This window comes from Candidatus Rokuibacteriota bacterium, from assembly GCA_016188005.1.
Lineage (GTDB): Bacteria > Methylomirabilota > Methylomirabilia > Rokubacteriales > CSP1-6 > UBA12499.
The window spans coordinates 1-25,051 of sequence record JACPIQ010000037.1 but is presented as its reverse complement, the minus strand read 5'-3'; the positions used below and the strand labels follow the sequence as shown (position 1 = coordinate 25,051).

The 25,051-nt window shown below is 70.0% G+C and carries 26 protein-coding genes and 2 pseudogenes; 16 read left to right on the top strand and 12 right to left on the bottom strand.

Annotation, left to right across the window (positions count from 1 at the left end):
• The 6 genes from HYV93_08145 to HYV93_08120 form a co-directional block, all read left to right on the top strand.
• Positions 1–996: type III restriction endonuclease subunit R (locus HYV93_08145; protein ID MBI2525940.1), on the top strand; the 996-nt coding region annotated here is incomplete at its 5' end.
• Positions 997–1,029: 33 nt separating this feature from the next.
• Positions 1,030–2,493: an amidase gene (locus tag HYV93_08140; protein ID MBI2525939.1), complete on the top strand. Its 1,464-nt coding sequence runs from the start codon at positions 1,030–1,032 to the stop codon at positions 2,491–2,493.
• 81 nt (positions 2,494–2,574) lie between these two features.
• Positions 2,575–2,961, top strand: coding sequence for a carboxymuconolactone decarboxylase family protein (locus tag HYV93_08135; protein ID MBI2525938.1), 387 nt, complete (start codon positions 2,575–2,577; stop codon positions 2,959–2,961).
• Complete coding sequence (locus HYV93_08130) at positions 2,948–3,754, top strand: SDR family oxidoreductase (GenBank protein MBI2525937.1); 807 nt, start codon at positions 2,948–2,950, stop codon at positions 3,752–3,754. Before HYV93_08135 ends, HYV93_08130 begins: the two co-directional genes overlap by 14 nt.
• 2 nt (positions 3,755–3,756) lie before the next feature.
• Positions 3,757–4,893 (top strand): zinc-binding dehydrogenase, encoded by a 1,137-nt coding sequence (locus tag HYV93_08125; GenBank protein ID MBI2525936.1) that lies wholly within the window; start codon positions 3,757–3,759, stop codon positions 4,891–4,893.
• A 648-nt stretch (positions 4,894–5,541) separates the two neighbouring features.
• The gene (locus HYV93_08120; GenBank protein MBI2525935.1) at positions 5,542–6,021 is read left to right on the top strand and encodes a RidA family protein; all 480 of its coding nucleotides are present in this window, start codon (positions 5,542–5,544) and stop codon (positions 6,019–6,021) included.
• Between the two features lie 79 nt (positions 6,022–6,100).
• Here the strand turns inward: HYV93_08120 and HYV93_08115 are convergent, their stop codons facing one another.
• Complete coding sequence (locus HYV93_08115) at positions 6,101–6,421, bottom strand: DUF5615 family PIN-like protein (GenBank protein ID MBI2525934.1); 321 nt, start codon at positions 6,419–6,421, stop codon at positions 6,101–6,103.
• Entirely contained in the window at positions 6,402–6,629 is a 228-nt protein-coding gene (locus HYV93_08110; protein MBI2525933.1) for a DUF433 domain-containing protein, read from the bottom strand. Before HYV93_08110 ends, HYV93_08115 begins: the two co-directional genes overlap by 20 nt.
• A gap of 213 nt (positions 6,630–6,842) precedes the next feature.
• On the opposite strand from HYV93_08110, the gene HYV93_08105 reads away from it, so the two are divergent.
• From HYV93_08105 to HYV93_08080, 6 genes and pseudogenes are all read left to right on the top strand, one after another.
• The gene (locus HYV93_08105; protein ID MBI2525932.1) at positions 6,843–7,031 is read left to right on the top strand and encodes a type II toxin-antitoxin system HicA family toxin; all 189 of its coding nucleotides are present in this window, start codon (positions 6,843–6,845) and stop codon (positions 7,029–7,031) included.
• 7 nt (positions 7,032–7,038) lie between these two features.
• A complete protein-coding gene (locus HYV93_08100) occupies positions 7,039–7,251 on the top strand; it encodes a type II toxin-antitoxin system HicB family antitoxin (protein MBI2525931.1) in 213 nt (70 codons plus the stop codon).
• 854 nt (positions 7,252–8,105) lie between these two features.
• Positions 8,106–8,368: pseudogene (locus HYV93_08095) on the top strand (hypothetical protein).
• Between the two features lie 2 nt (positions 8,369–8,370).
• The gene (locus tag HYV93_08090) at positions 8,371–9,285 is read left to right on the top strand and encodes a hypothetical protein (protein ID MBI2525930.1); all 915 of its coding nucleotides are present in this window, start codon (positions 8,371–8,373) and stop codon (positions 9,283–9,285) included.
• Positions 9,216–10,220 carry a tetratricopeptide repeat protein gene (locus HYV93_08085; protein ID MBI2525929.1) on the top strand — a complete coding sequence of 335 codons (1,005 nt, stop codon included), beginning with the start codon at positions 9,216–9,218 and terminating at the stop codon, positions 10,218–10,220. Before HYV93_08090 ends, HYV93_08085 begins: the two co-directional genes overlap by 70 nt.
• Positions 10,221–10,321: 101 nt before the next feature.
• Entirely contained in the window at positions 10,322–11,365 is a 1,044-nt protein-coding gene (locus tag HYV93_08080) for a Gfo/Idh/MocA family oxidoreductase (protein MBI2525928.1), read from the top strand.
• A 68-nt stretch (positions 11,366–11,433) separates the two neighbouring features.
• Here HYV93_08080 and HYV93_08075 read toward each other — a convergent pair whose 3' ends face one another.
• On the bottom strand, positions 11,434–12,051 hold the full coding sequence (locus tag HYV93_08075) for an NIPSNAP family protein (GenBank protein ID MBI2525927.1): 618 nt from the start codon (positions 12,049–12,051) through the stop codon (positions 11,434–11,436).
• Positions 12,052–12,166: 115 nt separating this feature from the next.
• Here HYV93_08075 and HYV93_08070 point away from each other — a divergent pair, with 115 nt between their 5' ends.
• Entirely contained in the window at positions 12,167–13,228 is a 1,062-nt protein-coding gene (locus HYV93_08070) for an amidohydrolase (GenBank protein MBI2525926.1), read from the top strand.
• A 21-nt stretch (positions 13,229–13,249) separates the two neighbouring features.
• Here HYV93_08070 and HYV93_08065 read toward each other — a convergent pair whose 3' ends face one another.
• The 5 genes from HYV93_08065 to HYV93_08045 form a co-directional block, all read right to left on the bottom strand.
• On the bottom strand, positions 13,250–13,945 hold the full coding sequence (locus HYV93_08065) for an ABC transporter ATP-binding protein (protein MBI2525925.1): 696 nt from the start codon (positions 13,943–13,945) through the stop codon (positions 13,250–13,252).
• Entirely contained in the window at positions 13,945–14,697 is a 753-nt protein-coding gene (locus tag HYV93_08060) for an ABC transporter ATP-binding protein (protein ID MBI2525924.1), read from the bottom strand. Before HYV93_08060 ends, HYV93_08065 begins: the two co-directional genes overlap by 1 nt.
• Entirely contained in the window at positions 14,684–15,640 is a 957-nt protein-coding gene (locus tag HYV93_08055) for a branched-chain amino acid ABC transporter permease (GenBank protein MBI2525923.1), read from the bottom strand. The genes HYV93_08060 and HYV93_08055 overlap by 14 nt, the downstream gene beginning before the upstream one ends.
• Positions 15,641–15,888: 248 nt before the next feature.
• Positions 15,889–16,752 (bottom strand): branched-chain amino acid ABC transporter permease, encoded by an 864-nt coding sequence (locus tag HYV93_08050; GenBank protein MBI2525922.1) that lies wholly within the window; start codon positions 16,750–16,752, stop codon positions 15,889–15,891.
• Between the two features lie 82 nt (positions 16,753–16,834).
• Positions 16,835–18,055 carry an ABC transporter substrate-binding protein gene (locus tag HYV93_08045; protein MBI2525921.1) on the bottom strand — a complete coding sequence of 407 codons (1,221 nt, stop codon included), beginning with the start codon at positions 18,053–18,055 and terminating at the stop codon, positions 16,835–16,837.
• Positions 18,056–18,263: 208 nt separating this feature from the next.
• On the opposite strand from HYV93_08045, the gene HYV93_08040 reads away from it, so the two are divergent.
• A complete protein-coding gene (locus HYV93_08040; GenBank protein ID MBI2525920.1) occupies positions 18,264–19,352 on the top strand; it encodes a DUF1624 domain-containing protein in 1,089 nt (362 codons plus the stop codon).
• A gap of 16 nt (positions 19,353–19,368) precedes the next feature.
• On the opposite strand, the gene HYV93_08035 is transcribed toward HYV93_08040, so the two are convergent.
• From HYV93_08035 to HYV93_08020, 4 genes and pseudogenes are all read right to left on the bottom strand, one after another.
• Positions 19,369–20,145, bottom strand: coding sequence for an LLM class flavin-dependent oxidoreductase (locus HYV93_08035; GenBank protein ID MBI2525919.1), 777 nt, complete (start codon positions 20,143–20,145; stop codon positions 19,369–19,371).
• Positions 20,142–21,813: pseudogene (locus HYV93_08030) on the bottom strand (aldehyde ferredoxin oxidoreductase). The gene HYV93_08035 and the pseudogene HYV93_08030 overlap by 4 nt, the downstream one beginning before the upstream one ends.
• A gap of 91 nt (positions 21,814–21,904) precedes the next feature.
• Positions 21,905–22,294 (bottom strand): nitroreductase family deazaflavin-dependent oxidoreductase, encoded by a 390-nt coding sequence (locus tag HYV93_08025; protein ID MBI2525918.1) that lies wholly within the window; start codon positions 22,292–22,294, stop codon positions 21,905–21,907.
• Positions 22,295–22,377: 83 nt separating this feature from the next.
• Positions 22,378–23,622 (bottom strand): GntR family transcriptional regulator, encoded by a 1,245-nt coding sequence (locus HYV93_08020; GenBank protein ID MBI2525917.1) that lies wholly within the window; start codon positions 23,620–23,622, stop codon positions 22,378–22,380.
• A gap of 159 nt (positions 23,623–23,781) precedes the next feature.
• Between HYV93_08020 and groES the strand changes: the two genes are divergently transcribed.
• Together groES and groEL are read left to right on the top strand one after the other, a co-directional pair.
• Positions 23,782–24,072 carry a co-chaperone GroES gene (groES, locus tag HYV93_08015; GenBank protein ID MBI2525916.1) on the top strand — a complete coding sequence of 97 codons (291 nt, stop codon included), beginning with the start codon at positions 23,782–23,784 and terminating at the stop codon, positions 24,070–24,072.
• 54 nt (positions 24,073–24,126) lie between these two features.
• Positions 24,127–25,051, top strand: a 925-nt coding sequence (groEL, locus tag HYV93_08010) for a chaperonin GroEL (protein MBI2525915.1), incomplete at its 3' end; no start/stop codon positions are given.

The following is a 25,051-nucleotide window of genomic DNA, read 5'->3' as shown; positions in this document are numbered from 1 at the left end:
GTCGTCCCGCCACCTCCGCCGCCCAAGTCCCGGATCGAGGCCCTGCCCGACAAGCGCGGCTTCGAGATCACGTGGCCGAACGTGGTCCGCGTCGAGCACGCGTGGACGCCGCGCCTGTCGCTCGACTGGGCGGAAGCGCCGGTGCTGCGCCTGGAGGTTTCGGAGACGGCCACTCTCGCTCAGCTCGCGCCCGTGGTCGAGGGCAAGCCGGACGTGAGCCGGCTCACGGAGATCGACCTCGACGATCTGGCGCGCCGGTTCCGGATGCAGACCATCGTGTTCCAGACGGCCCGCGACGTCTTCGACCAGATGGCCCCCACGTGGTCAGGGAGCCGGGAGGTCCTCGTCGCCCAGCTCGTGGGGCTGGTCGAGAGCTTCCTGGCCTCTGATCGGTTGGAGATTTCCCCCGCGCTGTTCAACCAGGACGGCCGGAGGCGCCGCATCCTGCTCACGCTCAACATGAACCGCATCGTCCGCCACCTGTGGGAGGCCATCCGCCACGAGAACACGCTGGCGCTGACGCCTTTGTTCGACACCGAGAAGCCGATCCGCAGCACGGGCGACATGCTGCCCTGGTACACGGGCCGCCCCTGGGCGGACATCGAGCGCTCGCCCATCAATCGCTGCGTCTTCGACAGCACGTGGGAGGCGAGCGAGGCCTTCGCCCTCGAGCATCACCCCGACGTCGAGGCCTGGGCGAAGAACGACCACCTCGGGTTCGAGATCGTCTACGTCTTCGACGGCGTCGTGCGGAAGTACCGCCCCGACTTCCTGGTGCGACTCAAGACGGGGCGCGCGCTCGTCCTCGAGGTGAAGGGCCAGGACTCGCCGCAGAACCAGGCGAAGCGGGCCGCGCTGGACGAATGGGTTCGCGCCGTGACCCAGCACGGGGGCTTCGGACCCTGGGCCTGGGCCGTGTCGAGGATCCCCTCAGATCTGACTGACCTCATCCACACGGCAGTCCGTCCACCCGAGGCGGGTGCTCCGCCGGAGTGAGACACGCCTCCAAGTAAGAAGGAGTAACCACCCATGGCCGAGCCCTGTGATCTCACCGCCGTCGAGGCCCGCCGGCTGATCGGCGCCCGGGGCCTGTCCCCCGTCGAGCTGGTCGACTCCTGCATCCGCCGCATCGAGCAGTGGAACCCGCATGTCAATGCGGTCGTCACGACGTGCTACGACCGCGCGCGGGCCGAGGCGCGGGCCGCCGAGGCCGCCGTCATGCGCGGGGATGCCCTGCCGCCGCTCCACGGGCTGCCGGTGGGGATCAAGGACCTCGACGAGACCGAGGGGGTGCGGACCACCTATGGCTCGCTCCTCTTCCGCGACCACGTGCCCGACCGGGACTCGCTCATGGTGGCGGCCGTCCGCCGGGCGGGGGGCATCGTGCTCGGCAAGACGAACACGCCCGAGTTCGGCGCCGGCGGCAACACGAACAACGCGCTCTTCGGCGCCACGCGCAACCCGTTCGACCTCCGCCTGACATGCGGCGGCTCCTCGGGCGGCGCCGGCGTGGCGCTGGCCACGGGCATGCTGCCGCTCTGCCAGGGCTCTGACACGGGCGGCAGCCTGCGCCTGCCCGCCTGCTTCAACGGCGTCGTGGCCCACCGGGGGAGCCCGGGCGTCGTGCCCACGGAGCGGCGCGACCTGGCGCTGACCTTCTATCAGAGCCAGGGCCCCATGGGCCGCACGGTGGCCGATGCCTCGCTGCTGCTGTCGGCGATGGCCGCGCGCACCCGCCGCGATCCCATGGCCTGGCCGCTCGACCCCGCCCAGTTCGAGACGGTGGAGTCCGTCGACCTCGCCCGGCTCCGCGTCGTCGTCTCGGCCGACCTCGGCTGCGCCACGGTGGACCGCCGGGTGCGCGACACCTTCCACGAGCGCGTGGCGCGCTTCCGCCACGTCTTCGCCTCCTGCGAGGAGCGGAGCCCCGACTTCTCGACGATGCTGGAGACCTTCTGGCTCCTGCGCGGCGAGTACATGCTGGCCCGGCACGCCGAGCGGATCGAGCGCTACGGCCCCGAGGTCAACCCCAATGTCCGGTCGAACTACGCGGCCGCCCTCAAGATGGACCTCAAGCGCGTCGCGCTCGCCCACAAGGAGCAGCTCGGCCTCTACCAGCGCTTCCAGGACTTCCTCGAGGGGGTCGACGTGCTCCTCTGCCCCGGTGTCACCGTGCTCCCCTTCCCCTACGACCAGCTCTACCCGACGGAGGTGGACGGCCGGCCCATGGACAACTACGTCCACTGGGCGGCGCTGACCTCCTCGCTGACGGTCGTGGGCCACCCCGTGGTCGCCCTGCCCTGCGGCCTCGACCCGCAGGGGACGCCCTTCGGCATCCAGGTCGTGGGGCCGATGTACGGCGACCGCTTCACCCTCGGCGCCGCGCAGGCCCTCGAGCAGCTCTTCGCCACCGACCCCACCCTGGCCCGCCCCGTGCCGCGCCTCGAGCAGACGCTGGCCGCCGGGGGCCGGGCGCATCTCGTGATAGAGTGATCGCCCCATCCTCGAGCCGTGCGAAGGAGGAGCAATGATGCGCGAGCTTCGGTACGACGCCAGCGCTGGCCGGGTGACGCCATGAGCGACGACGAGAGGGCCCAGCGCTCCGAGGCCCTGATCGCCCGGATGAAGGCGGCGCGGGGCTACACCTATCCGGAGTGGGAGTTCGCGGCACGGCAGGACCCCGACTTCGTCGAGGCCTACAACCGGCTCTACGAGCTCGGCCTCGGGGAGGGGCGGCACGTGTCGGCCAAGGTGCGGGAGTTCGTGGCCATCGCCCTGCTGGCCTTCCGCGGGCTGGAGGAGGCCGGCCTGGTGACGCACATGCGGCGGGCCATGCGACTCGGCGCGACGCGCGAGGAGCTGCTCGAGGTCCTCGAGACGTGCCTGGTCCCGGGCGGGGCGCCGACATTCTACCGCGGCCTGAGCGCCCTCATGCAGGTGGACGACAGTGAGCGCCGCTGATCAGGAGCTGTCGGGCCGCGTCGCCATCGTGACCGGCGCCGGGGCCGGCATCGGCGCGGGGCTCGCCGCGGCGCTGGCCGGGGCCGGCGCGGCGGTGGCGGTCGCCGACATCGACGAGGCCGGCGCCGCCGCGACGGTCCGCGGGATCGAGGAGACGGGGGGCCGGGCCCTGGCGGTGCGGGTGGACGTGAGCGACGCCGGCCCCGTGGAGGACATGGTCCGCCGGACGGCGGCGGCCTTCGGCGGGGTGGACGTGCTCGTGAACAACGCCGGCATCGCGACGACCGAGCTCGTCGAGGACCTCGACGAGGCGCGCTGGCGCCGGGTGCTCGACGTGAACCTGACCGGCGCCTTCCTCTGCTCGAAGGCCGTGCTGCCGCTCATGCGGGCGAAGGGGTGGGGACGCATCGTCAACATCGCCTCGGTGGCGGCCAAGCGCATCAGCTTCACGGGAGCCGCGAGCTACACGGCCTCGAAGGCCGGGCTCCTCGGTTTCACGCGCCACCTGGCCTACGAGGTCGCCCCGTACGGCATCAACGTCAACGCCATCTGCCCCGGCCCCACGCTCACGCCCATGTACGAGCGGAACGCGGACGAGCAGACCCGGCGCGAGCGCATCGCGATGGTCCCCAAGGGACGCTGGATCACCCCCGGCGACCTCGGACGGGTCACCGTCTTCCTCTGCTCGGAGGCCGCCGACCCCCTCTGCGGCCTCGCCCTCGACGTGGATGGCGGGAGCCTGCTCGGCTGGATGCCGTGGGAGACGTACATGACCAAGCGGCGGCGGAGGTGACCATGGGAGGCACGGTGCGCGCGGCGGTGCTCGTCAATCCGAAGACGATCGAGCTACGGGAGTTCGCGCGGCCGGCGATCGGGCCGGACGACGCGCTCCTCCGGATCGAGGCCTGCGGCATCTGCGGCAGCGACTACGAGCAGTACGAGGGCGCGGCGCCCCCGCACGAGGACTACACGCAGTACCCGGTCGTCCCCGGGCACGAGCCGCTGGGCCTCATCGAGGAGATCGGGGCGCGGGCGCGGGAGCGCTGGAGCCTCCGCGAGGGCGACCGCGTGGCCGTGCGCTCGGGCTATGGCTGCGGCCGCTGCACCGCCTGCGGCCGGTTCGAGACGCGCGCCTGCCGCACGCGCGGCGGCACCTACGGCTACACCGACGTGAGCAAGCCCCCGCACCTCTGGGGCGGCTACGCCGAGCACATGTACCTCTGCCCCCACTCCGTCCTGAAGAAGATGGACCCGCGGATCCCCGCCGGCGTCGCGGTCATGTTCAACCCCCTCGCCGCAGGCCTCTCCTGGGCCGGCTCCGTCCCCGCCACCGGCCCCGGCGACCGGGTCGTCATCCTGGGCGCGGGCCAGCGCGGGCTGTGCTGCGTGATCGCGGCCCGCGCGGCCGGCGCCCGCCAGATCGTCATCACGGGGCTCTCCCGCGACGCCCACAAGCTCGCGCTGGCCCGCGAGCTGGGCGCCGACGTCACCATCAATGCCGAGACGGAGGACGTGGTCGCCAGCGTGCGCGAGGCGACGGGAGGCGGGGCGGAGGTGGTGGTCGACACCACCCCCTATTCGCCGGAGTCCCTCGGGCATGCCGTCGCCATCGCCGTGCGGAAGGGCCGGATCGTCGTGGCGGGCCTCAAGGGCCAGCGGCCCGCGCGCGAGCTCCCCGTCGACGACGTGATCTACAAGGAGCTGACCATCCGCGGCGTGCTCAGCATGCCCGTGGAGGACACCTTCCGCGCCGTCGACCTCATCGAGTCGGGCCGCCACCCGCTCGAGAAGATGCACACGCACTCCTTCCCCATCGAGCAGGCCGAAGACGCGATCCACGCGCTCGTCGGCGCCGTCCCCGGCCTCAACCCGGTGCACGTCGCCATCGTGCCGGGCGCGCCCCCCGTGTCGCTCCGGGCTCAGGCCAGGTAGCCCTGCAAGCAGCCCGTCCGCATGGCCTCTGCGGCCCTCGCCGGCCGTCATCCCTCCCGGTCATGTCCCCCGCGAAGACTGCGGGATCGCCATTGCCCGGCCCGGGAGCATGCGCTATGGTTGCCGCGTCCCGACCGAGAGGGGAGCCCGCGCCATGACCTTCCGCGGATCGCTCACGCCGCTCACGTACCCAGCCAGAGCCCGGCCATCCCGGTTTCCCTTGCTCCGCCGGTCCCGCCCTCCCGACGCGCGCAGGCCGCGCCTCGTCGACTGCCTCCGCGAGGTCATCCGCCCGCAAAGCCCCCCGCATCGTCGACGCCACCACCATGATCCGCGCCCAGGCCTTAGACCGTGGGCCGGCCTTCGCGCGCAGGCCGGCCTCCCGGATGGTCTCGCCGTGACGCCCCGAGCAGCGCCCACGGCCGCATGCGCCAAGATACGCTGCAGCACCTCGCAGCCTATCCCGGCGCCGCCACGTGTGCTCGAAAGCTCGCAAGATGTGGAGAACATGGAGCCGGATGCAGCCGAGACACCGCCCTGGGCCGCCGGAACAGGCCGACCGGCCTCGCAGCGTCTGCCGGAATACGCAGACCGGCCCATCCAGTGGCCGAATTGTAGTTCGGCGACTAGAGCCATCTTGGAGGCGTGATGGAAGTCGAATCCAAGCTTCGACAGCTCGGCCTTGCTCTGCCGGCGCCCACAAAACTTCCGCCTGGCGTCGAGATTCCCTTTGCGTGGGTCCGGATCCTCGGCGACCGCGCGTATGTCTCCGGTCATGGGCCACTTGCCCCCGACGGTTCGCCGGAGGGGCCTTTTGGCAGGGTCGGGGCGGAAGTCTCGCTAGATCAGGCTTGCGCCGCGGCGCGCTCGGCGACACTGGCGATCTTGTCGAGTCTGAAGCGCGAACTCGGCGATCTCGATCGGGTCGCTGCCTGGCTCACCGTGTCAGGAATGGTCAACGTCGCGCCTGGTTTCACGCAAACGACAACCGTGATCAATGGCTGTTCCGACCTCCTCCTCAAGCTTTACGGACCCGAGGCGGGTCGCCATGCCCGGACGGCGATCGGCATGGCCCAGCTTCCTCTCAATCTTCCGGTTGTTATCGCGGCTGAAGTCGGTATTCGGTGACTGACCGCAGGTCGCCGAACAACGCAGTGGAGCGGCCGGCCGGCTCGCATGCGCTCGCCACCGCCGCTCACCGCGAGCGTTAGGCGCCGACGCGGATGAGCTGGCGAGGCGTCACTGTCTGGAGACCTCGCAGCAGCGCAGGTACGAGAGGCCGGAGGGACTCGATCCGGTTCGTTGGGGCGACGAGAACAACGACCGCAATCGGGAGGGCGCTGAGGTGTTGCTGGTGCTCCAGATTCTGATCGGCCGTCAAGAAGACGTCGAACCTATCAGCCGCCAGTTGCAGCAGCTCGCTGTTTCTGATTCCCGTCCAGCCCATCGCCGCGACCGTGCGGACCTCGTGTTCCGGCAGAAGGCGGGCCAGTGGTCGCGGCAAGGATTCATCGAGCAGGATGCGCACCGGCGGTCAGCAGATCCTTGGCGAGCTCGAGTGCAGCGACGGCCTGGTCACGCCTCACGGTGGGAAAGTCGTCGAGGAACTGATCCAGGCTGTCCCCGGCGGCCAGGTAGTCGAGGAGGTTCTTCACGGGGACCCGGGTCCCCCGGAAGACGGGCGTGCCTCCCAGGATCTCGGGATCGGCGTGCACGACGGAATCCAACGTCGCCATACGGCTTATCCTACACCAGAACGGGTGTCATGCCGAGGACGGGCGTGGGCGACAGGGTAGCGTCTAACTTCAGGCTGGACCCGCCGGCCCGGCCACTTGCGCAATGGCCGGTCTCGGACGGCCCGGCCCGCCGGGCCGCGGGTCAGCCTGCACGTTATGCCTCACCAGCGGGGAGCGCGCACAGAAAGGACGAAGCCCTGATATGCTGGCCTGGTGAAAGTCGGTGAGGTACTGCGGATGCTGCAGGACGATGGATGGCGTCTCGTCGCCACGAAAGGCAGCCACCGCCAGTTCAAGCATGGCTCCAAACCAGGACGCGTCACCGTCCCCGGAAAGCCGAGCGACGATCTCGCCCCAGGCACCCTGAATAGCATCCTCAAACAGGCTGGACTCAGGAAGTGAGGTGGCTATGCGATACGCGATCGTGATCGAGAAAGCCGAGAGCAACTACTCCGCCTATGTCCCGGATCTTCCCGGCTGCGTTGCCACCGGCGCTTCTCTCGAAGAAGTGGAGGCCGAGATCCGCGAGGCCATCGAGCTCCATCTCGAAGGCATGCGCGAAGACGGTGTACCTATTCCGACACCGCAGAGCAAGGTTGACTACGTCGAAGTGTCCGCATAACAAGCCGTTCACCTGACGCCGGGCCTCGCTCCCTTTGGTCGCTCGGTCCGCCGCAGGTGAACGGCAGCGTTCGCCAGCAATGACCAGAGATCGCGCCGACATCTGCGGGTACTGCGGGAGTCCGTCGCCGACAACCCGCGATCACATCCCGCCCAAGGGGATATTCCCGAGCCCTCGGCCGGACGACCTCATCACCGTCCCGTCATGTGCCCCCTGCAATCAGAGCGCCTCTCATGTCGATGAGCTCTTTCGCACGTATTTGTCCTTGCACGTCGGCGCCGATACCGCGTCAACAAGTCGACTCTGGGAACAGGCCCTCGGTGGGATTCGGCGCAACCGTCGCTTGCACCGCTGGCTCCTTGAGGGTATGGAACCGGTCTGGCTGACTACGCCTTCAGGCGTCATCTATGGAAGGGGACACGTAGGCCCCTGGGACTCTGACGCACATGACGCAACGATAGAGAAGCTGATTCGCGGCCTCTACTTCCACCACTATGATGAGGTCCTCGGCACCCGGGCCCGCGTCAAGGTCCACTGGTTCCGCACTCTGGAACCCACGCTTCTCGAAGCGACGGTGGAGTGCGAACAGCGCTGCGTCGGCGACAGCCGATTCGTATACCGGTTCGGTCGAGCGTCAGGCCATCCACTTCACTCGATCCGGCTTTTCGAGTTCTACAAACGTCACTGGGCCGGGGGCCAAACAGCCCCGGTCGAGTTCGACGGCGAGGATCATGTGTAACTGGGGTCTGGCTAACAGCACGTTCGACCGGACCGCTGGCTCGCGTTCGCTCGCCGCGGCCGGTCAACGTGAGCGTTGGCCGGCACGCGTGTAGGACCGGCGGCAAGGACATGTGATGCCGGGCGTCGAGATCGTCAGCGGCTACGTTCCCGGGGCGACCGGGCGCGTGGCCGAGCTTCATGGCCCGCATTACCGGCGGCAGTGGGGCTTCGGCCTCTTCTTCGAGGCCCGGGTGGCCACCGAGCTGGCGGCATTCCTCGGTCCGTACGACGAGCGGCGGGCCTGCTGAAGAACGGCTTCCGGCTCGCGGAGCAGCAGAAGGGGACTCAGTGGGGGACGGAGGTGAACGAACAGCGATTCGAGCTGCAGCTGGGATAGCGGTGCCGGGCCACGGTTCGCGGCCGACGGTATTCGGCGGCGGCTGGGCGATCCCGCTCGTCCTGGCTCTGGTCACCGTGGCCGTCTTCCTGCCGACGCTCGGAAACGGCTTCGTGAACTGGGACGACCCCGAGGCGCTCGTCGACAACCCCCACTACCGCGGCCTCGGCTGGCCCCAGCTCCGCTGGGTGCTGACCAACTTCCTGATGGGCCATTACAGCCCTCTCGCCTGGATCACCTTCGCGCTCGACTATCTCCTCTGGGGGATGAATCCCGCCGGGTACCATTTCACCAGCCTCGTCCTGCACGTCGCCAGCACGCTGCTCTTCTACGTCGTTGCGTGGCGGCTGTTGCAGGCCGCGGCCCCGGGCGCGGCGGAAGCGGGGCTGGAGGTGAGGCTGTTCGGCGGGGTGGCGGCGCTGCTCTTCGCCATCCACCCGCTCCGGGTGGAATCGGTGGCCTGGGCGTCGGCCCGTCGGGACGTTCTCTGCGGGCTGTTCTTCCTCGCTGCGGTGCTCGCGTATCTGAGAGCGGTGGAGACGCCGGATGTCTCGCGGCGGCGGCAGTGGCAGGCCGCGTCGCTCGGGGCCTTCGTGGCAGCGCTCCTCTCCAAGGCCACGGCCATGCCGCTGCCGGCGGTGCTGCTGCTGCTGGACCTCTACCCGCTGAGGCGGCTTCCGGTCGTGGGCTGGCGTCGGCTTCTCGTGGAGAAGATACCGTACGGCGTGGTGGTCGGCGCCAGCGCGGTGGTGGCCACCATCGCGAAGACCCACGCTGACTGGGTGGCGGAGACGCACGGGTTCGGGACGCGCCTGGCGATCGCGGAATACGGCTTGATGTTCTACCCGTGTCGCCGCTGTACGGGTGGCTGGGGCCGGCGGACTTGCTGGCGTGGCGCTTCCTGTTTCCGACGCTGAGCTTCGCGCTCGTGACGGTGGGCCTGGTCGTGGGACGCCGGCGCTGGCCCGGCGCGCTCGCGGCCTGGGTCTCTTCGGCGTTGATGGTGCTGCCGGTGAGCGGGCTGGTGATGCGCGCCGGCCCGTACCTCGCGGCCGACCGCTACAGCTATCTTTCCAGCCTCGGCCTGGCGCTGCTCGGCGGGGGCGCGCTCCGGCACTGGTGGCTGGCGGGGCGCTGGCCCGCTGACGGCCGCCGCCGCGCGGCTGTCCTGGCGGGGCTGCTGGTGGTCGTCCTGGGCGCACTGGGAACGCTCACCCGGGGGCAGATCCACGTCTGGCGCGATTCGGAGACGCTCTGGACACACGCCACCTCCGTCGCCCCATCGTCCATCGCTCACTTCAACCTCGGCCTGTTCCGCGAGACTCAGGGGCTGCGCCAGAAGGCGGCCGAGCACTACCGCAGGGCGCTCGCGATCAACCCCGACCTGGCCCAGGCGCACAGCGGTCTCGGCCTGGCGCTGGCGCAGGAGAGCCGGATTCCCGAGGCCCTCTTCCACCTGCGCGAGGAGGTTCGACTGAACCCGGGATCGTCCCGGGCGCGCAAGAACCTGGCCGCCATCCTCGTCCGGCAGGGCCGGACGGCCGAGGCCATCGAGCAGCTGCGCCGGGCGGTGCAGCTGAGCCCCGGCGACACCATGGCGCATAACGATCTGGGGAATGCCCTCGCCGTCCAGGGGCAGCTCGACGAGGCGGTCCAGCACTACCAGGAGGTCTTGAAGCTCACCCCCGAGTCCCCGGAGGTGCACAACAACCTCGGGATGGTGCGGGCGCTGCAAGGCCGGAAGAGCGAGGCCGTCGAGCACTTCCGCCGAGCGCTCTCGATCAGACCAGGCTTCCAGGCCGCGCAGAAGAACCTCGACTGGGCGCTGGCGGGAGGCGGCCCGGCGAGGTAGCCGGGCCCCGGGGCTTCGATCGCGACGTCCATGGCGGGGCGCTCCGTCTGCCTGCGCGGGCCCGCGAGAGCGGCGAGGCCGCGGTGCTATGATGTCGGACCATGACCGACAAGACGATCCGCGTGGGCTTCGTGGGCGCAGGCAACAACACCCGCCGCCGCCACATTCCTGGGTTCCGGGCCCTGCCCGGTATCGAGCTGGTGGCGGTGGCCAACCGGACACGGGAGTCGGGTGAGCGCGTCGCCCGCGAGTTCGGCATCGCCCGCGTCCACGCGGACTGGCGGGACCTCGTGCGGGCGGACGACGTCGATGCGGTCTGCATCGGGACCTGGCCCTACATGCACTGCGAGATCACGCTGGCCGCGCTCGCGCAGGGCAAGCACGTACTCTGCGAGGCGCGCATGGCCATGGACGCCGCCGAGGGGCGGCGCATGCTCGAGGCCGCGCGCCGGGCGCCGCACCTCGTGGCCCAGCTCGTCCCGGCGCCCCACACGCTCGAGGTCGACGGGACCCTCCAGGCGCTCCTGGCCGAGGGCTACGCGGGCGAGGTGCTGGCCGTGGAGCTCCAGGCGACCCAGGGTGGCTTCGTCGAGCCCGAGGCGCCGCTGCACTGGCGCCAGGACACCTCGCTCAGCGGGCTCAACATCCTCAACATGGGCATCTGGTACGAGGCAATGATGCGCTGGCTGGGGCCGGCCCGCCGCGTGATGGCGATGACGAAGGTCGCCGTGCCGCGCCGCCGCGACGCCGGCGGCGCCTGGCACGAGGTGCGGGTGCCCGACCACGTCGACATCCTGGCCACGCTGGCCGGCGGCGCCGTCGCCCACTTGCGCTTCAGCGCGGTCACGGCGCTGGCGCCGCCGAGCGAGGTGTGGATCTTCGGGACCGACGGCACGCTGAAGCTCGAGGCCGACGCCCGGCGTCTCCGGGGCGGGCGGCGGGGCGAGGGCGAGCTCCGCGAGATCCCGATCCCCGCCGAGCGGCGCATCGGCTGGCGGGTCGAGGAGGCGTTCGTCAACGCGATCCGCGGCCGGGAGACGGTCTCGCGCACGACCTTCGAGGACGGCGTCCGCTACATGGAGTTCACCGAGGCCGTGGCGCGGAGCGCCGCCCGGGGCCAGGCCGTCGACGTCGTCGCCCTCTGACGGCCGCCCTGGATCCCGCTACGATCGCCGCGGGCGGCGGCCGCTGACCACCGCCCGCGCGCGACGGGCTACTGGAGCGGAGAGAAGGCGGCGGGCAGCAGGATCTTGTTCTCCTGCGTCAGCAGCCGGTCCCGCCCGCCCGACGGTGGCCAGACGCCCTTCTGCACCGCCTCCCCGCGGATCCTGGCGCGCTCGTCGAGGCTCGGGTAGGCCCAGATGTGGACGAAGCCATTGGCCTGGCCGAACTCGACGCCGCCGGCCAGCACGACGGGCGAGAGCTTCGCCCGCTCCGGCAGCTTCGCCTCCCAGCCCTTCGCCACCTCGGGAAGCATGCCCGGCTTCAACGTGTAGTAGCGCAGCTCGAAGATCGGCCCGACCTTCCCGGGACGGATCTCGGGCGAGAACGAGAACGGCACGACGATCTCCGAGCGCATGGCGCGGACGAACTCGCCGACCCGGGGCGGCCAGTTCGGGTCCTTGGCCGCCTCGCCCCGGATGCGCGCCCGCTCGGCGAGGTCGCGATACCCCCAGACGTGGACGATCTCGTTGAGCGGCCCGATCTCCGTGTGCCAGAAGGCCGTCAGCTCGGAGTACTTCTTGCGGTGCTCGTAGCCCTCGCCGAAGCGCTTCTCGACCTCGCCGAGGCTCCCGGGGGCGAGGCTGTAGGTGCGGATCTCGTAGATCATGCGCGACTCCTCCCGATGGCGACGTGGGTGATGAGCTTCACGGGTCCCTCCCGCGCGTGGTCTGTGCCCCGGCGACTATACCAGACGGCCCGGGCGGCGTGTCATAATCGCCAGCGTGAACAGGCGCGCCTTTCTCTCGGCGACGGTGGGAGCGGCAGCCGCAACGTGCCAGGCCTCTCGCGCGGCGCCCGCGGAATCCGACGGGCGGCTCGACCTCGCCGCTCTCCAGCGCGGCTGGCGGGCGCGGCTCAGGAGCGTGGCGGCCACGGGCACGATCCCCCTCATGGACATCGAGTCCTCCTACAACCCCGGTGACTTCGATGTCCCCGGCTATGCCCGGCGCCTGGACAGGCTGGGCGTCGCCATGATCGCGCTGTCCCCCGAGATCGGCCCGGGCGGCTTCGCGCAGGGCCGGCTCTGGCATGACGGCGCGCGGAGGCTCGTCCAGGCCGATCCCGAGCGCTACATCCCCACCACGACGGGCGGGGTGTATCCGGCGTGGACCGAGAAGCCGAAGGAGTTCCTCGACGAGCATCTCAGGCGCGCCGCCGAGGACGGCTACCCGCTGCTCGGCGAGTTCGAGTTCCGCCACTACCCCTCGCCGCGGCAGGCGCAGCGGCGGGAGACCTACCGCGACGTGAGCATCTCCATCAACGGCGAGCACGGTCACCGGCTGTTCCGGTTCGCGCAGCAGACCGGCGTCCCGTTCCAGATCCACTACGAGATCGAGGATGCGCTGCTGCCCCCGCTCGAGGAGATGCTCGCCGCCTACCCGCGGGCCAGGGTGATCTGGTGCCATCTCGCGCAGATCCGCTATCAGGAGCGGAGCACGATCTACGGGCCGGCCTACCTGCGGCGCCTCCTCGAGCAGCACCCCGGCCTCCACGTGGACACGGCCTTCGGGGACGCCTACTCCGTCTACCCGGTGAGCGGCCAGCGGCACGCGCGCGTCTGGGACGACTGGGGCCGCGTGCGGCCGCAGTGGGTCGAGCTCATCGCCGACCACCCCTGGCGCTTCCTCGCCGCGCTCGACCTGGGGCCGGACCGGATGAACGACCTCGAGGACAAGGTGGGCGCGCTCCGCAAGTTCCTCGCCGCGCTCCCCAAGCCGGCCCACCGCGTGGTGGCCTACGCCGCTGCCTGGAAGCTCCTGTTCGGCGAGGAGATCGAGGCCTGATCGGCCGCGGGGCGTCCCGGGTCAGCCGCCGACGCCGAGGTAGGTGGCGGTGACCTGGTGGTTGGCGCGCAGCTCGGCGGGCGTCCCCGCGAACACGATGGTCCCGTGGTCGATGACGTAGACGCGGTCGGCGAGGGAGAGCGCCATCTCGGCGTTCTGCTCGACCAGCAGCATGCTGACGCGCTCGCGCTTGAGCTCCCGGATGGTCCCCATGACCGTCTCCACCACCAGCGGCGCCAGTCCCTGGGACGGCTCGTCGAGGAGGAGCAGCTCCGGCCCCGTCAAGAGGGCGCGGGCGATGGCCAGCATCTGCTGCTCCCCGCCCGAGAGGAGCCGGCCCTTCCGGTCCAGCACCTCGCGCAGCTTCGGGAAGCGCTCCAGGATGCTCTCCAGCGACCAGCGTGAGCCCGGCCAGCGCGCGATCTCCAGGTTCTCGCGCGCCGTGAGATAGGAGAAGATGCCGCGGGTCTCGGGCACCAGCGCGATGCCCAGCCGCGAGATCCGGTGGGCGGGCAGCCCGGCGATGCTCGCGCCCTTGTAGGTGATCGCGCCGCTGCGGGGCGGGGTGAGGCCGGTGATGGAGCGGAGCGTCGTGGTCTTGCCCGCCCCGTTCCGCCCCAGGAGCGCCACCACCTGGCCCTCCCCGACCCCGAGCGAGAGCCCGTGCAGGATGTGGCCGAGCCCGTAGTAGGTATCGATGCCGCGGACGTCGAGGATCATGGCGCCGCGATGCCACCCAGGTAGGCGCGCCGGACCTCGGCGTTCCGCTGGATCTCTGCCGGCGTCCCCTCGGCGATGACGCTGCCGAAATGCATGACCGAGATCCGGTCGGACATGGTCATCACGACGTCGATCTTGTGCTCGATGAGGATGATGGTGTAGCGCCCCTTGAGCGTGCGGACCAGGGCCACCATCTTCTGGGTCTCGTCCGGCGATAGCCCCGCCGCCGGCTCGTCGAGCAGCAGGAGCCGCGGGGCGGCCGCCAGCGCGATGGCCAGCTCGAGCTGCCGCTGCTCGCCGTGGGAGATCTCGCGGGCTGGTTGGCTCGCCTTCTCGCGGAGCCCCACCTCCCCCAGTACCGTGAGCGCCCGCTCGGCGAGTTCCAGGTAGTGGTCGGCCCGGCGCCAGGCCAGGCCACGCCAGGAGGCCCGCCGGGCAAAGGCCGCCAGCCACACGTTGTCCAGGAGCGAGAGTGTCGGGAAGATGCTCGTGCGCTGGAACGACCGGGCGATGCCGAGGTGGGCGACGCCGTGCGGCGGGGTCCCCGTGATGTCGCGCCCGTCAAAGATGATCCGGCCCGAGGTGGGCGCGAGCTGCCCCGTCAGCAGGTTGAAGAACGTGGTCTTGCCGGCCCCGTTGGGCCCGATGACCGAGTGGAGTGTGCCCTCCTGGACCTCGAGCGTGACCGCGTTGACCGCGGTCAGGGCCCCGAACTGCTTGGTGAGCCGCTCGGTGCTAACGAGGGCCATCGGCCCGCGCGGCGTGAGCGGGCGCGCCGTGCGCCGCGCGCCAGGCCCAGAAGCGGGCCCACGCCTCGACGACCCCGCCCCGGAAGAACAGCACCACGATCACGAAAGCGACGCCCAGGAGCAGCGGCCAGCGCGCCCACATGGCGCTCACCCACTCCGACAACCAGATGAACACGAACGAGCCGATCACCGGCCCGTAGAGGGAGCCCGAGCCGCCGATGAGGGTGGCGAAGACCACGTTGCCGGAGAACACGAAGCCGATGGCCTCGAGCGGCATGATGCCGAAGAGCATGGCGTAGAGCACCCCCGCCAGGCCCGAGAAGGCCCCGCCGATCACGAAGGCGGCAAGCTTCATGCGGGGGACGTTGTAGCCGAGGGCCTCGGCCCGTAGCTCGTTCTCGCGGATGGCTTGCAGGATCTTCCCGAGCGGCGACTCCACGATGCGCTTCATGACCCAGAGCGACAGGAGGAAGAGCACCGCGACTACCGTGTAGTAGGGGAGCGGCCCGTGGATGTCGAGGCCGAGGATGCTCGGGCGTGGCACGCCGGGCATGCCGTCCTCCCCCCCCGTCACCGTGGTCCACTGATAGGCCGTGAAGTAGAACATCTGGTTCAGCGCGAAGGTCAGCATGATGAAGTAGAGGCCCGAGCGCTGGACGCAGAGATAGCCCACGACGGCCGCCGACAGGGCGCCCACCACGATCCCGATGCCGAGCACCAGGAAGACGTTGGTCCCGTAGTGCTTCAACAGGTAGCCGGCCACGTAGCCGGCCGACCCGAAGAAGGTCGACTGGCCGAAGGAGAGCAGCCCCGTGTAGCCCATGAGCAGGTTCAGGCCGAGCCCGAAGATCGCGAAGATCCAGATCTCGGTGGCGATGGCGTGCCGGAGGACGACCGGGAGCAGGATCACCGCGGCCACGATGGCCAGCCAGGCTCGATTCATTCTACCTATCTATCTCACCTGAATGTGGATGACTTCGGTTTGGCAGTTTGGCCTCTTCGCGCAAGCGCTCATCGGGGCGTCCGCGCCACCGTTCCGCCTCTTCGCGCCTGCGGCGCTCTCTCCATCTCGCTTGAACGTCAAAGAGCTCGCATTGCGGTTCGGCCTCTTCGCGCCTGCGGCGCTCCCTCCATCTCGCTTGAACGTCAAAGAGCTCGCATTGCGGTTCGGCCTCTTCGCGCCTGCGGCGCTCATCGGATGCCGAACAAGCCCTGGGGGCGCACGAGGAGGACGGCCGCCATGACGGCGAAGATCACCGCCACCGAGGCTTCCGGCCAGACCAGCGCCACCAGGCTCTGGGCCACGCCGACGAGCAGCCCCGCCACGATGGAGCCCAGCAGGTTCCCCAGTCCCGCCAGCGCGACGACGACGAAGGCGATGCCGAGCATGTCCACCCCCATCCACGGATTCAGCCCCCTGATCGGCGCGGTGAGGGCGCCGGCGACACCCGCTAGGACGCAGCCCAGCGCGAAGGCGGCGGTGAAGAGACGGTGAATGTCGATGCCGAGGAGGGAGACCATCTCCTTGTCCTCGATGCCGGCGCGCATGATGGCCCCGTAACGCGTCTTCTCGAGGAAGAGCCAGGCGCCGAACACCAGGAGCGCCGCGGCCACCATCACGAAGAGGCGGTACTTCGGGTAGAACGTGATGCCGAGGTCGACGCCGCCCCGCAGGAGCGGCGGCGGGAGCTGGCTCATGCCGACGGGGCTCCAGACGACGATGATGCCCTCGGTCACGATCAGCGACAACCCGAACGTGAGCAGGAGCTGGTAGTCGTGGCCGGCCCTGTACAGCGGCCGGATCCCCCCGTACTCGATGAGGACGCCCAGCAGCCCGACGCCCAGGGGGGCAAGCAGCAGCGCCAGCCAGAAGTTGTCGACGACCTGGATCACCGCGTAGAGGAAATAGGCGCCGAGGGCGAAGAGGGCGCCGTGGGCGAAGTTGGGAATGTTGAGCACGCCCGTGATGAGCGCCAGGCCGACGCCCATCAACGCGTAAAGCATGCCCGTCGCGATGCCGTTCAGGAGCTGGCTGAAGAGCAGGGCGGCGTTCACGCAGCGGCTGCGCCCCGCCGGCCGCTCAAGAGGATCCGGATGCGAGGCGGCGAGGGAGGCGACGAGCGAGGTGTACTCGCTGTCAGAGGCTTCCGATGTCCTTGCAGGCCGCGTACGCCGCCGGCAGCGGCGTGGAGCCCGTCGCGACGATGTCGGCGAAGTCCATGGGGTGCTTCATCGCACCCTTTTTCTTGCAGCGCATGAAGAAGAACGGGCGCAGCGTCTGGTGGGTCTTCGGGTCCACGCGCATGCGCCCGACCAGGTCGTCCACCTCGAGGCCCTCGAGGGCCTTGATCACGTCCGGGACCTCGGTGGACTTGGCCTTGTCCATGGCGTGCAGCAACATCCGTGTCATGCCGTAGGCGGCGGCCGGCGCGTAGCCGGGAGGGCCGCCGAACTTGGCCTGGTAGCTCTTCACGAACTCGCGCGCCACCGGCGTGTCGGCCGTGTAGTAGAAGTTCGAGCCGACCCAGATGTTCTCCCGGATCTCCGGGGCGAGCTGGACGAGCTCCTCGACACCCGAGGACCAGGTCATGATGAGCGGGATCTTGGGTGTGAGCCCGAAGTTGAAGATCTCGCGGGCGCCGGTGACGGCGTCCAGCCCGAAGTTGATCATGGCGACCACGTCGGGCTTGTTCCCCGCCGCCTTGGTCACGTAGTTGGAGAACTCGCGCTCGCCGAGCGGGTGCCGGTCGGCGCCGACGAACTCGATGCCGTGCCCCTTGCCCACTTCCTTGATGTACTTCTCTACCGACCAGCCGAAGGCGTAGTCGGCCACCAGCAGGTGCCAGCGCTTGGCCCTGGGGTTGGCCTGCATGAAGGTGTCCACCACGGTCTTCGCGGCCGTGTAGGGGCTCGCCGCCCACTGGAACGAGTAGCGGTGGCAGCGCGCGCCCGAGATGTCCTCGGTGCCGCCGCTGAAGTAGTGGAAGACCTTCTTCCGCTTGGCCACCTCCGAGACTGCCAAGGCGACGCCGGAGGACCAGGGGCCGATGATGTACTTCACGCCCTCGGCATCCACGGCTTCCTCGGCGCGCCGCGTGGCGCTGCCCGCCTTGGTCTCGTCGTCGCGGGTGATGTACTTGATCGTCTTGCCCTGGATCTTCATCCCGCGCTCGTCGAGGGCCAGCTTCATCCCCCGGTCGAGGACGGGGCCCACGTCGGAGAAGGCGCCGGTGAAGGACCAGAGGCCCAGCATGGGGACCTCTCTCTGCTGGGCCCGGAGGACGGCCGGGAGGCCCAGCCCCGCCGCGGCGGCCGCGCCGCCCAGTCTCAGCACATCCCGTCGAGTGACTGCGCTCATCGTGATGCCTCCACGTTGGTGTGGATTCGGTGCGGCCCGCTGGGCCGAGAATCGGCCCAAAGTGGCTCGCTGTCAAGTGGGCGCCCCCGACGGTGTCCGCGTCGAGCCCCTATGTCCGAAGAGGGCGGCCGGGAGCAGCCCGCACGACCTCACGTCGCGCGGGACACGTTGTATGCTCGCTCTGGGGGCGTGGAGAGAGGAAGCGAGCATGAACGAGGCAGGCGCGCGCCCGGCCTCCGGGCGCCTGGTGTTCCTGGATGCCCTCCGCGGCTTCGCCCTGGTCTTCATGGTGGTCAACCACACGGGGCGCTGGTGGCAGGACCGCTCCATGGGGTGGCCGTGGTACTACTCCATCTACGTGACCATGGCCGTGGCCGCGCCGACCTTTCTCTTCCTGGTCGGCTTCTGCCTGCCGCTGTCGCTCGGGAAGGTCCGCGGCCGCGTCACCGAGCAGCTGCTCCCCACGCTCTGGAAGTACGCGAAGCGCGGCGGCCGCATCATCCTGGCCGGCCTCCTCCTGAACGTGCTGGTCTTCCCCGAGGATCCGTTCTGGAACAATGGGGTTCTGCAGACGATCGGGCTCGGCATCATCGTGGCGGCCCCCGTCGGTCTCCTCCTGCGTTCTCGGGTGGCGCGCTACGTGGTCGTGGCCACGGCGGTGCTCGTGTACCTGTCCTTCGGCTGGTGCTTTGGCCCGCTGGGCGACTGGGTGGCCGCCCATCCCATGGGCTCGCGCGTCCTCTTCTTCGAGTTTCCGCCCTGGCCCTGGGTCGCCCTCGTCCTCTTCGGCCTCGTGCTCGGGCAGCTCTGGGTGGAACAACCCGACGCGCGCCGCCGTGCCCGCTACATGCTCGCCATCGCCGCGGCCGGCCTCGTGTGCATCGCGTGGCTATTCGCGTACGACGCGTGGGCGCACACCGAGTACCGCTTCATGTTCAAGCGCGACTTCATCCTCAACCGGCACTGGACGCCGCGCGGGGCGACGGCGGTCTGGGTGATCGGCATGACCTTCGTCCTCATGGCCCTCTTCTACTACGGCGGCGAGGTGCGAGGCCTCCGGCTGACATGGCTGGCAACGCTGGGCCGGACCGCTCTCTTCCTCTATTTCGTCCATCAGCTGATCGTCCTGACGCTGGTGAACCAGTACCTGCACCTCCGCTTCAACAGCTGGTGGCGCTACGCGGTCGCCAACCTGCTCCTCCTCTTCCTCCTGCTGGGCCTGGGCCGGCTGTGGATCGAGGTGAAGCGCCTTTCCCGGGCGAAGCTGGCGTCCTTCGGCGTGTCCCGGCGCGGCTGACCAGCGGCAATCCGCCTCACGCCTGCTTGGCCGCCCGGAGGAGCGTCAGGGTCTCCTCCACGGTGTCGCCCGCGGTGAGGGCGCGGAGCACGACCTCGTCGACGGCGCCGGCCCACTTCCCAAGGGCGGCCGCGATGGCCTCCGGGCTCTGGGCGGCGACGGCGGTGTCCACGGGCTTCACTCCCATGCGCGCGAAGTGGCTCCCGTACGCGGGGATCGCCGCATACCGCGCACCCTCCTCGGCCAGACGGTCGCTCGCGCCGGAACCGAGCGCAACGCGGACATACGCAGAGAGCCTGGGCGGCTGCCGCCCCGCGGCGGCAGCGCCGGCCCGCACCCACCCGGCCGACAGGCGCGCATGCTCGGGAGTGAGCCAGTTGAAGAGCACCCCGTCAGCCACCTCGCCGGCGAGGCGACACATCTGGGGCCCGAGGGCGGCCACGACGAGGCGCACCGCGAGCCGGGCCCTGAGCTCGGCGATCCCGGCCCGCACGCGCTTGAGGGCGTCCGGGTTCGGGCTCCCCACCCCGAGCAGGAGCCGCGCGGGAGGCAGATCGTTGCCGCGCACGCCCTGGACGATGCTCGCCGGGCCGCGCGTGTGGAGCGGGATCACGCCGATGCCGAGCTCGATGCGCTCGGTCGCGCGCGCCGCCTCGGCGAGCGCGGCCAGGCCGTCGATGGCGCCAGGGTGGTTCACCCAGAACGAGTCGTAGCCGAGCCCCTCGGCCTCGCGCGCGGCGGCGCGGATGACCTCGGGGGCGATGCCGGCGAAGAGCGCGAAGCCGTATCTCATCGGGATCCCGCCTCCACGGGCAGGCGGTCGTACATGCCGTGGACCTCGGCCCCGTGGAAGCGCGCCACGCGGTCGGTGGGCGGCACCGGCTCGCTGTAGAAGAACTCGGGCAGCTCGTCGTCCTTCTCGGTGAAGCCGGCCCGGCGATTGAACTCGTGCTCCAGGCGCAACGTCTCGCGGCCGAGGGCCTCGAAGAAGTCCGCGGTGAGGTGGGTCCCGTGGGCGGCGTTGAGGGCGCCGGTCAGGAACTCGGTGTTGGGTCTGGTGGAGCAGGCTCTGGCTGATGAGCGACTCCGCGTCCATCTCCCGCGTCTTGAGCCGCGGCAGGTTGCCGACGGTGTGGTCGGCGCCCTGGGCCGTGGCCATCATCGAGATGCCCGTGGCCTCCACGACCCGGGGATCGTAGGCGCTGATGGACTGCTTCTTGATCACAGGCACGCGGCGGACATGGTATTGCTGGCCGACGCGCGCCGTGCCCTGGGCCCAGAGGCGCCCCGGCTCGGTGCCCTGGCGGATCTCGGCCAGGCAGTCGGTCATGAACCGCACGTCGCCGAACTTCCCGAGGCCGGCCTCCATGAGCACCCCGAGCATCGCGCCCAGCTCGATCGTGTCCACGCCCAGGTCGTTGGCGATGAAGTTGAGCCCCGCCAGGTCGTCCGGGTCGCTGATGCCGCAGTTCGTCCCGAGCAACCCCAGCGTCTCGTACTCCACCGGGGAGACCACCTCCCTGCCGCCGGCGTCGTGGTACACGTTGCTGCACTGGATCACGCAGCCGGGCATGCAGGGATGGGTCTGCTCGCCGCCGCGGGAGGTGTTGAGGGGGCCGATGTACTCGGCGCCCATCTTGAACGTCTCGCCCGCCGAGAGGTTGGCCTGCTGGCCGGCGCTGAAGTTGCGCACCGGCAGTCCACCCAGCTGGTTCTGGACATCGGCCATGCCCATGGTGCCGAGCTTGGCGTAGAAGTTCGCCACGACGCCGTCGGCCTGCAGCATCCGCGCGTAGTCCTTGATGCTGGCGTTGACCTTCTTCCTGTCCTCGAGGGGCGGGATGCGGTCCAGGTCCACCACGATGGCCTTGACCTTCTTGGCCCCCATGACCGCGCCCACCCCGCCGCGTGCCGCCAGGCGGGAGGGCCGGTTGTCCTTGTCGCTGATGGCGATGCCCGCCAGCAGGCCCTGGTACTCGCCCACCGGCCCGCAGAGGGCGAGGCTCACCTTCTTGCCGTACCGGGCGTGCAGCATGCGGGCGGCCTCGAAGTTGCCCTTGCCCAGATACGGCGCGCCGTCGTCGAAGGCGATGCCGCCGTCCTTCTTGAAGTGGATGACCACCCAGTGCGGCGAGGCGTCGAGGAGCGTGAACCCGGCGATCCGGAGCTGCCCCAGCCCGTAGCTCAGGGTGCCGCCGGCATTCGCCTCCTTGACCCCGCCCGTGAGCGGGCTCTTGCAGCCGATGCTGGTGCGGTTGGCGTTGGAGAAGGTCGTGCCGGCGAAGGGGCCGGCCGAGAAGATCAGTGGGTTCTGCGGCGAGAGCGGAGCCACCGTGGCCGCGCCGAGGTCGAGCAGCGTCCTGGCGATCAGGTAGCGCCCGGCCCTGACGATGGCCTCGCCCTCGAGGTCCCGCCCGGCGACGGTGCGGTCGCTCAGCTTGATGTCGTAGTAGGTGCGCATGGAGCTCTCCTGGGAGTGTCCCCGGTGATTGTTGGCCTGCGGGTCATCCGTCCGAGGTGGAATATACGCCGCCCCGAGGCCCGTCGTCCACTCACCGTCCCGGGGGCGCGGCACTCCCCCGGGGGGCGATGCGGAACACCGGGTGGCGCGAGGCCTCCGTCACGAAGGCCTCCACCGGGGAGGTCGGCCTCGCCTCGAAGAAGGGGCGGGTGATGGGCACTTCGGTGGCGTACCGCTTCAGCACGCCGCCGGCTTCCTGCGGCTCCACGGCGGCCAGCCCGACGGTCTCCGAGCGGCGGCCACGCCGGAGCGTGACCTCGCCGGCGGCGCGGGCGTTGCGCACCCAGCCAACCTCGCCGTAGGGCGCCACGAGCCAACGGGCCTCTGCCGCCTCCACCAGCGTCACCGGGGTCGAGTGGAGCCGGCCGGTCCGGCGCCCCCGCACGCTCAGCAGATAGGTGTGTCGCGGACCCAGCCCCATGTAGAGGAGGGCGCGGACCAGGCGGTTGAGCCCGCGGCGCCACGCGGTCAGCCGGTAGGTCACGGCCGATCGCTTCTCCGGTCTCAGCGGGAGTCGCGCTGGGCTTGGCGCCGCTGCCCTCGCGCCTGGGTGTGAGCCCGGATAGCCGCCATGCGCGTCTTGGCGAACTGCCGTACGTTCTGCGTCTCGCTCGCTGCGGCGCCCGCGGCCTTCTGGCGCTGGGCGCTGCGAGTGGCGGCCCGCTCGCCGGCGGCTTCTCGCTCCGGCGATGTCCTTCGGAGTGAAGCTTTCTTGCTGATCGCCATGGGGTATCTCCTTCCTTGACGGCGAGGGCTCAGGCCCCTCTGGTCGGGGGACGCAGCGGCCGCCGGCCTGTCGCCGTCTTGTCGCACCAGGAGGGCCGCGAGCATCTCGACCGCGCGCTGATCGAGGGCCCGGTCGTCGATCATCACCTGCACGGCGTCGCCCGCAAGGCCCCGGACGCGCTCGGCCGCGGAGGTGGAGCAGACGATGACGTCCACCCGTCGGAGCAGGCGACCCAACGCGACCCCCTCGGCGGGACACGCCCCGACCAGCGCGATGTTCGGCAGGCCGGCGTTCGCGATCGAGTGCTCCAGGTTGTGAGCCGCCTCCGCGGCGGCGGAGGCCACGCCCACCCGTGTCCCCGCCGGCATCTGGGCCAGGCGGTGGAGGGTCTCGAGATGCGCCTCGGCGAGGAGCGCGATCACCGGGACGCCTCTGCCGCTCAGGAGCCGCTCCACCTCAGGGAGATGGCAGAAGCTCGTGACCGCGGCCCGCCAGCGACCGTCTGGCTTCTGCCGCCGCGCGACCGCCGCCAGCTCGCCGAGGAGCACCCTGTCGACGCGGACCGGGAGGTGGGCCTCGAGTTGCCCGGCAAGGAAGTCGAGCTCCGGCGGGCTGCATTCCACGAGGAGAACGTCCACGGCCCCCTGGACGGCGGCGGGCCGGACGCCGGCCACGCTCAGAACGCCCACCGCGACGTCGTCGGCGGTCATCCCGAGGGCCGCCGCCCTGATCACCGTATCTCGCAAGAAGCCCTGGCGGAGGTGAGACGAGGGGCGGGCAGGCGGCGCCGAGGCCACGAACACGCCCGCCCCCCGCCGAGCCTCCACGTAGCCGCTCCGCTTGAGATCCTCGATGACGCGCGCAACCGTATTGGTGTTGATGGCGAGGAAGCCGGCCAGCTCCCTGATGCTGGGCAGGGCCTCGCCCCGCGCGACGCCGCCGCTCTCGATGACGTGCTTGAGCTGCTCCGTCAGCTGCCGGCGGATCGGAAGCGGGCTGTGCCCGTCTATCGTGAGATTCATCGCGGTCTTCATACTCTATGACCCAATAGTACATCATAACAATTTTGTCACAGTGTACTATTTCAGTGGTACACTATCGCCGCTGGACAATTCCACCAGCCGCGCGCACCACACCGGGCAGCAAGGGAGGCATCCGCCATGGCTCACGCAACGCACCAGATGAAGCTGCGCCCGCTCCATGACCACGTGCTCGTCAAGCGTCTCGAGGAGCAGGAGGACAAGCACGGCAACATCATCATCCCCGATACCGCCAAGGAGAAGCCGCAGGAGGGCAAGGTGATCGCCGTCGGGACCGGGAAGGTGACCGAGGGCGGCAAGACGCTCCCCGTGGCGGTGAAGGCGGGCGATCGGATCCTCTTCGGCAAGTACTCCGGCAGCGAGGTCAAGCTGGACGGCCACGAGTACCTCATCATGAAGGAGGAGGACGTCCTCGGCATCCTCGGCTCCTAAGCGAGCGGCCCGGCCGCCCTCGACCATTCGCCCACACCCGGGAGGAACGCACCCATGCCTAAGCAGCTCCTGTTCAACGAGGAAGCCCGCGCCGCAGTCTTGCGCGGGGTCAACATCATGGCCCGTGCCGTCAAGGTGACGCTCGGGCCGAAGGGACGGAACGTCGTCATCGACAAGAAGTACGGCAGCCCCACCATCACCAAGGACGGCGTGACCGTCGCCAAGGAGATCGAGCTCAAGGATCCCGCCGAGAACATGGGCGCGCAGATGCTGAGGGAAGTGGCCGCCAAGACCTCCGACATCGCGGGTGACGGGACGACGACCGCGACGGTGCTCGCGCAGGCCATCTTCCGCGGGGGGCTCAAGAACGTGACGGCCGGCGCGAACCCGATGGGCCTGAAGCGGGGGATCGAGCAGGCGGTCGACATGGTGGTCGAGGAGCTGAAGCACATGTCCAAGGCCACCAAGGACCAGAAGGAGATCGCCCAGGTCGCCACGATCGCCGCGAACAACGACAAGGCGATCGGGAACTTGATCGCCGAGGCCATGGACAAGGTCGGCAAGGACGGCGTCATCACGGTCGAAGAGGCCAAGGCGATGGAGACGACCCTCGAGGTGGTCGAGGGAATGCAGTTCGACCGCGGGTACCTCTCGCCCTACTTCGTGACCAATGCGGAGCGGATGGAGGTGGTGCTCGAGGACGCGCTGATCCTCATCCACGAGAAGAAGCTCAGCGTGATGAAGGACATGCTGCCGCTGCTCGAGCAGGTTGCCCGGGCAGGCAAGCCGTTGCTCATCATCGCCGAGGACCTGGAAGGGGAGGCCCTGGCGACGCTCGTGGTCAACAAGCTGCGCGGGACGCTCGCGTGCTGCGCCGTCAAGGCACCAGGCTTCGGCGATCGCCGCAAGGCCATGCTCGAGGACATCGCGACCGTGAGCGGCGGCAAGGCGATCACGGAAGACCTCGGGATCAAGCTCG

What these genes read in the sequence shown, in the direction of transcription:
- HYV93_08140 (MBI2525939.1), top strand. Translation starts at nt 1,030, where the DNA reads ATGGCCGAGCCCTGTGATCTCACCGCCGTCGAGGCCCGCCGGCTGATC.
- HYV93_08135 (MBI2525938.1), top strand. Translation starts at nt 2,575, where the DNA reads ATGAGCGACGACGAGAGGGCCCAGCGCTCCGAGGCCCTGATCGCCCGG.
- HYV93_08125 (MBI2525936.1), top strand. Translation starts at nt 3,757, where the DNA reads ATGGGAGGCACGGTGCGCGCGGCGGTGCTCGTCAATCCGAAGACGATC.
- HYV93_08120 (MBI2525935.1), top strand. Translation starts at nt 5,542, where the DNA reads ATGGAAGTCGAATCCAAGCTTCGACAGCTCGGCCTTGCTCTGCCGGCG.
- HYV93_08110 (MBI2525933.1), bottom strand. Translation starts at nt 6,629, where the DNA reads ATGGCGACGTTGGATTCCGTCGTGCACGCCGATCCCGAGATCCTGGGA.
- HYV93_08100 (MBI2525931.1), top strand. Translation starts at nt 7,039, where the DNA reads ATGCGATACGCGATCGTGATCGAGAAAGCCGAGAGCAACTACTCCGCC.
- HYV93_08080 (MBI2525928.1), top strand. Translation starts at nt 10,322, where the DNA reads ATGACCGACAAGACGATCCGCGTGGGCTTCGTGGGCGCAGGCAACAAC.
- HYV93_08075 (MBI2525927.1), bottom strand. Translation starts at nt 12,051, where the DNA reads ATGATCTACGAGATCCGCACCTACAGCCTCGCCCCCGGGAGCCTCGGC.
- HYV93_08060 (MBI2525924.1), bottom strand. Translation starts at nt 14,697, where the DNA reads ATGGCCCTCGTTAGCACCGAGCGGCTCACCAAGCAGTTCGGGGCCCTG.
- HYV93_08055 (MBI2525923.1), bottom strand. Translation starts at nt 15,640, where the DNA reads ATGAATCGAGCCTGGCTGGCCATCGTGGCCGCGGTGATCCTGCTCCCG.
- HYV93_08045 (MBI2525921.1), bottom strand. Translation starts at nt 18,055, where the DNA reads ATGAGCGCAGTCACTCGACGGGATGTGCTGAGACTGGGCGGCGCGGCC.
- HYV93_08040 (MBI2525920.1), top strand. Translation starts at nt 18,264, where the DNA reads ATGAACGAGGCAGGCGCGCGCCCGGCCTCCGGGCGCCTGGTGTTCCTG.
- HYV93_08035 (MBI2525919.1), bottom strand. Translation starts at nt 20,145, where the DNA reads ATGAGATACGGCTTCGCGCTCTTCGCCGGCATCGCCCCCGAGGTCATC.
- HYV93_08025 (MBI2525918.1), bottom strand. Translation starts at nt 22,294, where the DNA reads ATGGGGCTGGGTCCGCGACACACCTATCTGCTGAGCGTGCGGGGGCGC.
- HYV93_08020 (MBI2525917.1), bottom strand. Translation starts at nt 23,622, where the DNA reads ATGAATCTCACGATAGACGGGCACAGCCCGCTTCCGATCCGCCGGCAG.
- groES (MBI2525916.1), top strand. Translation starts at nt 23,782, where the DNA reads ATGAAGCTGCGCCCGCTCCATGACCACGTGCTCGTCAAGCGTCTCGAG.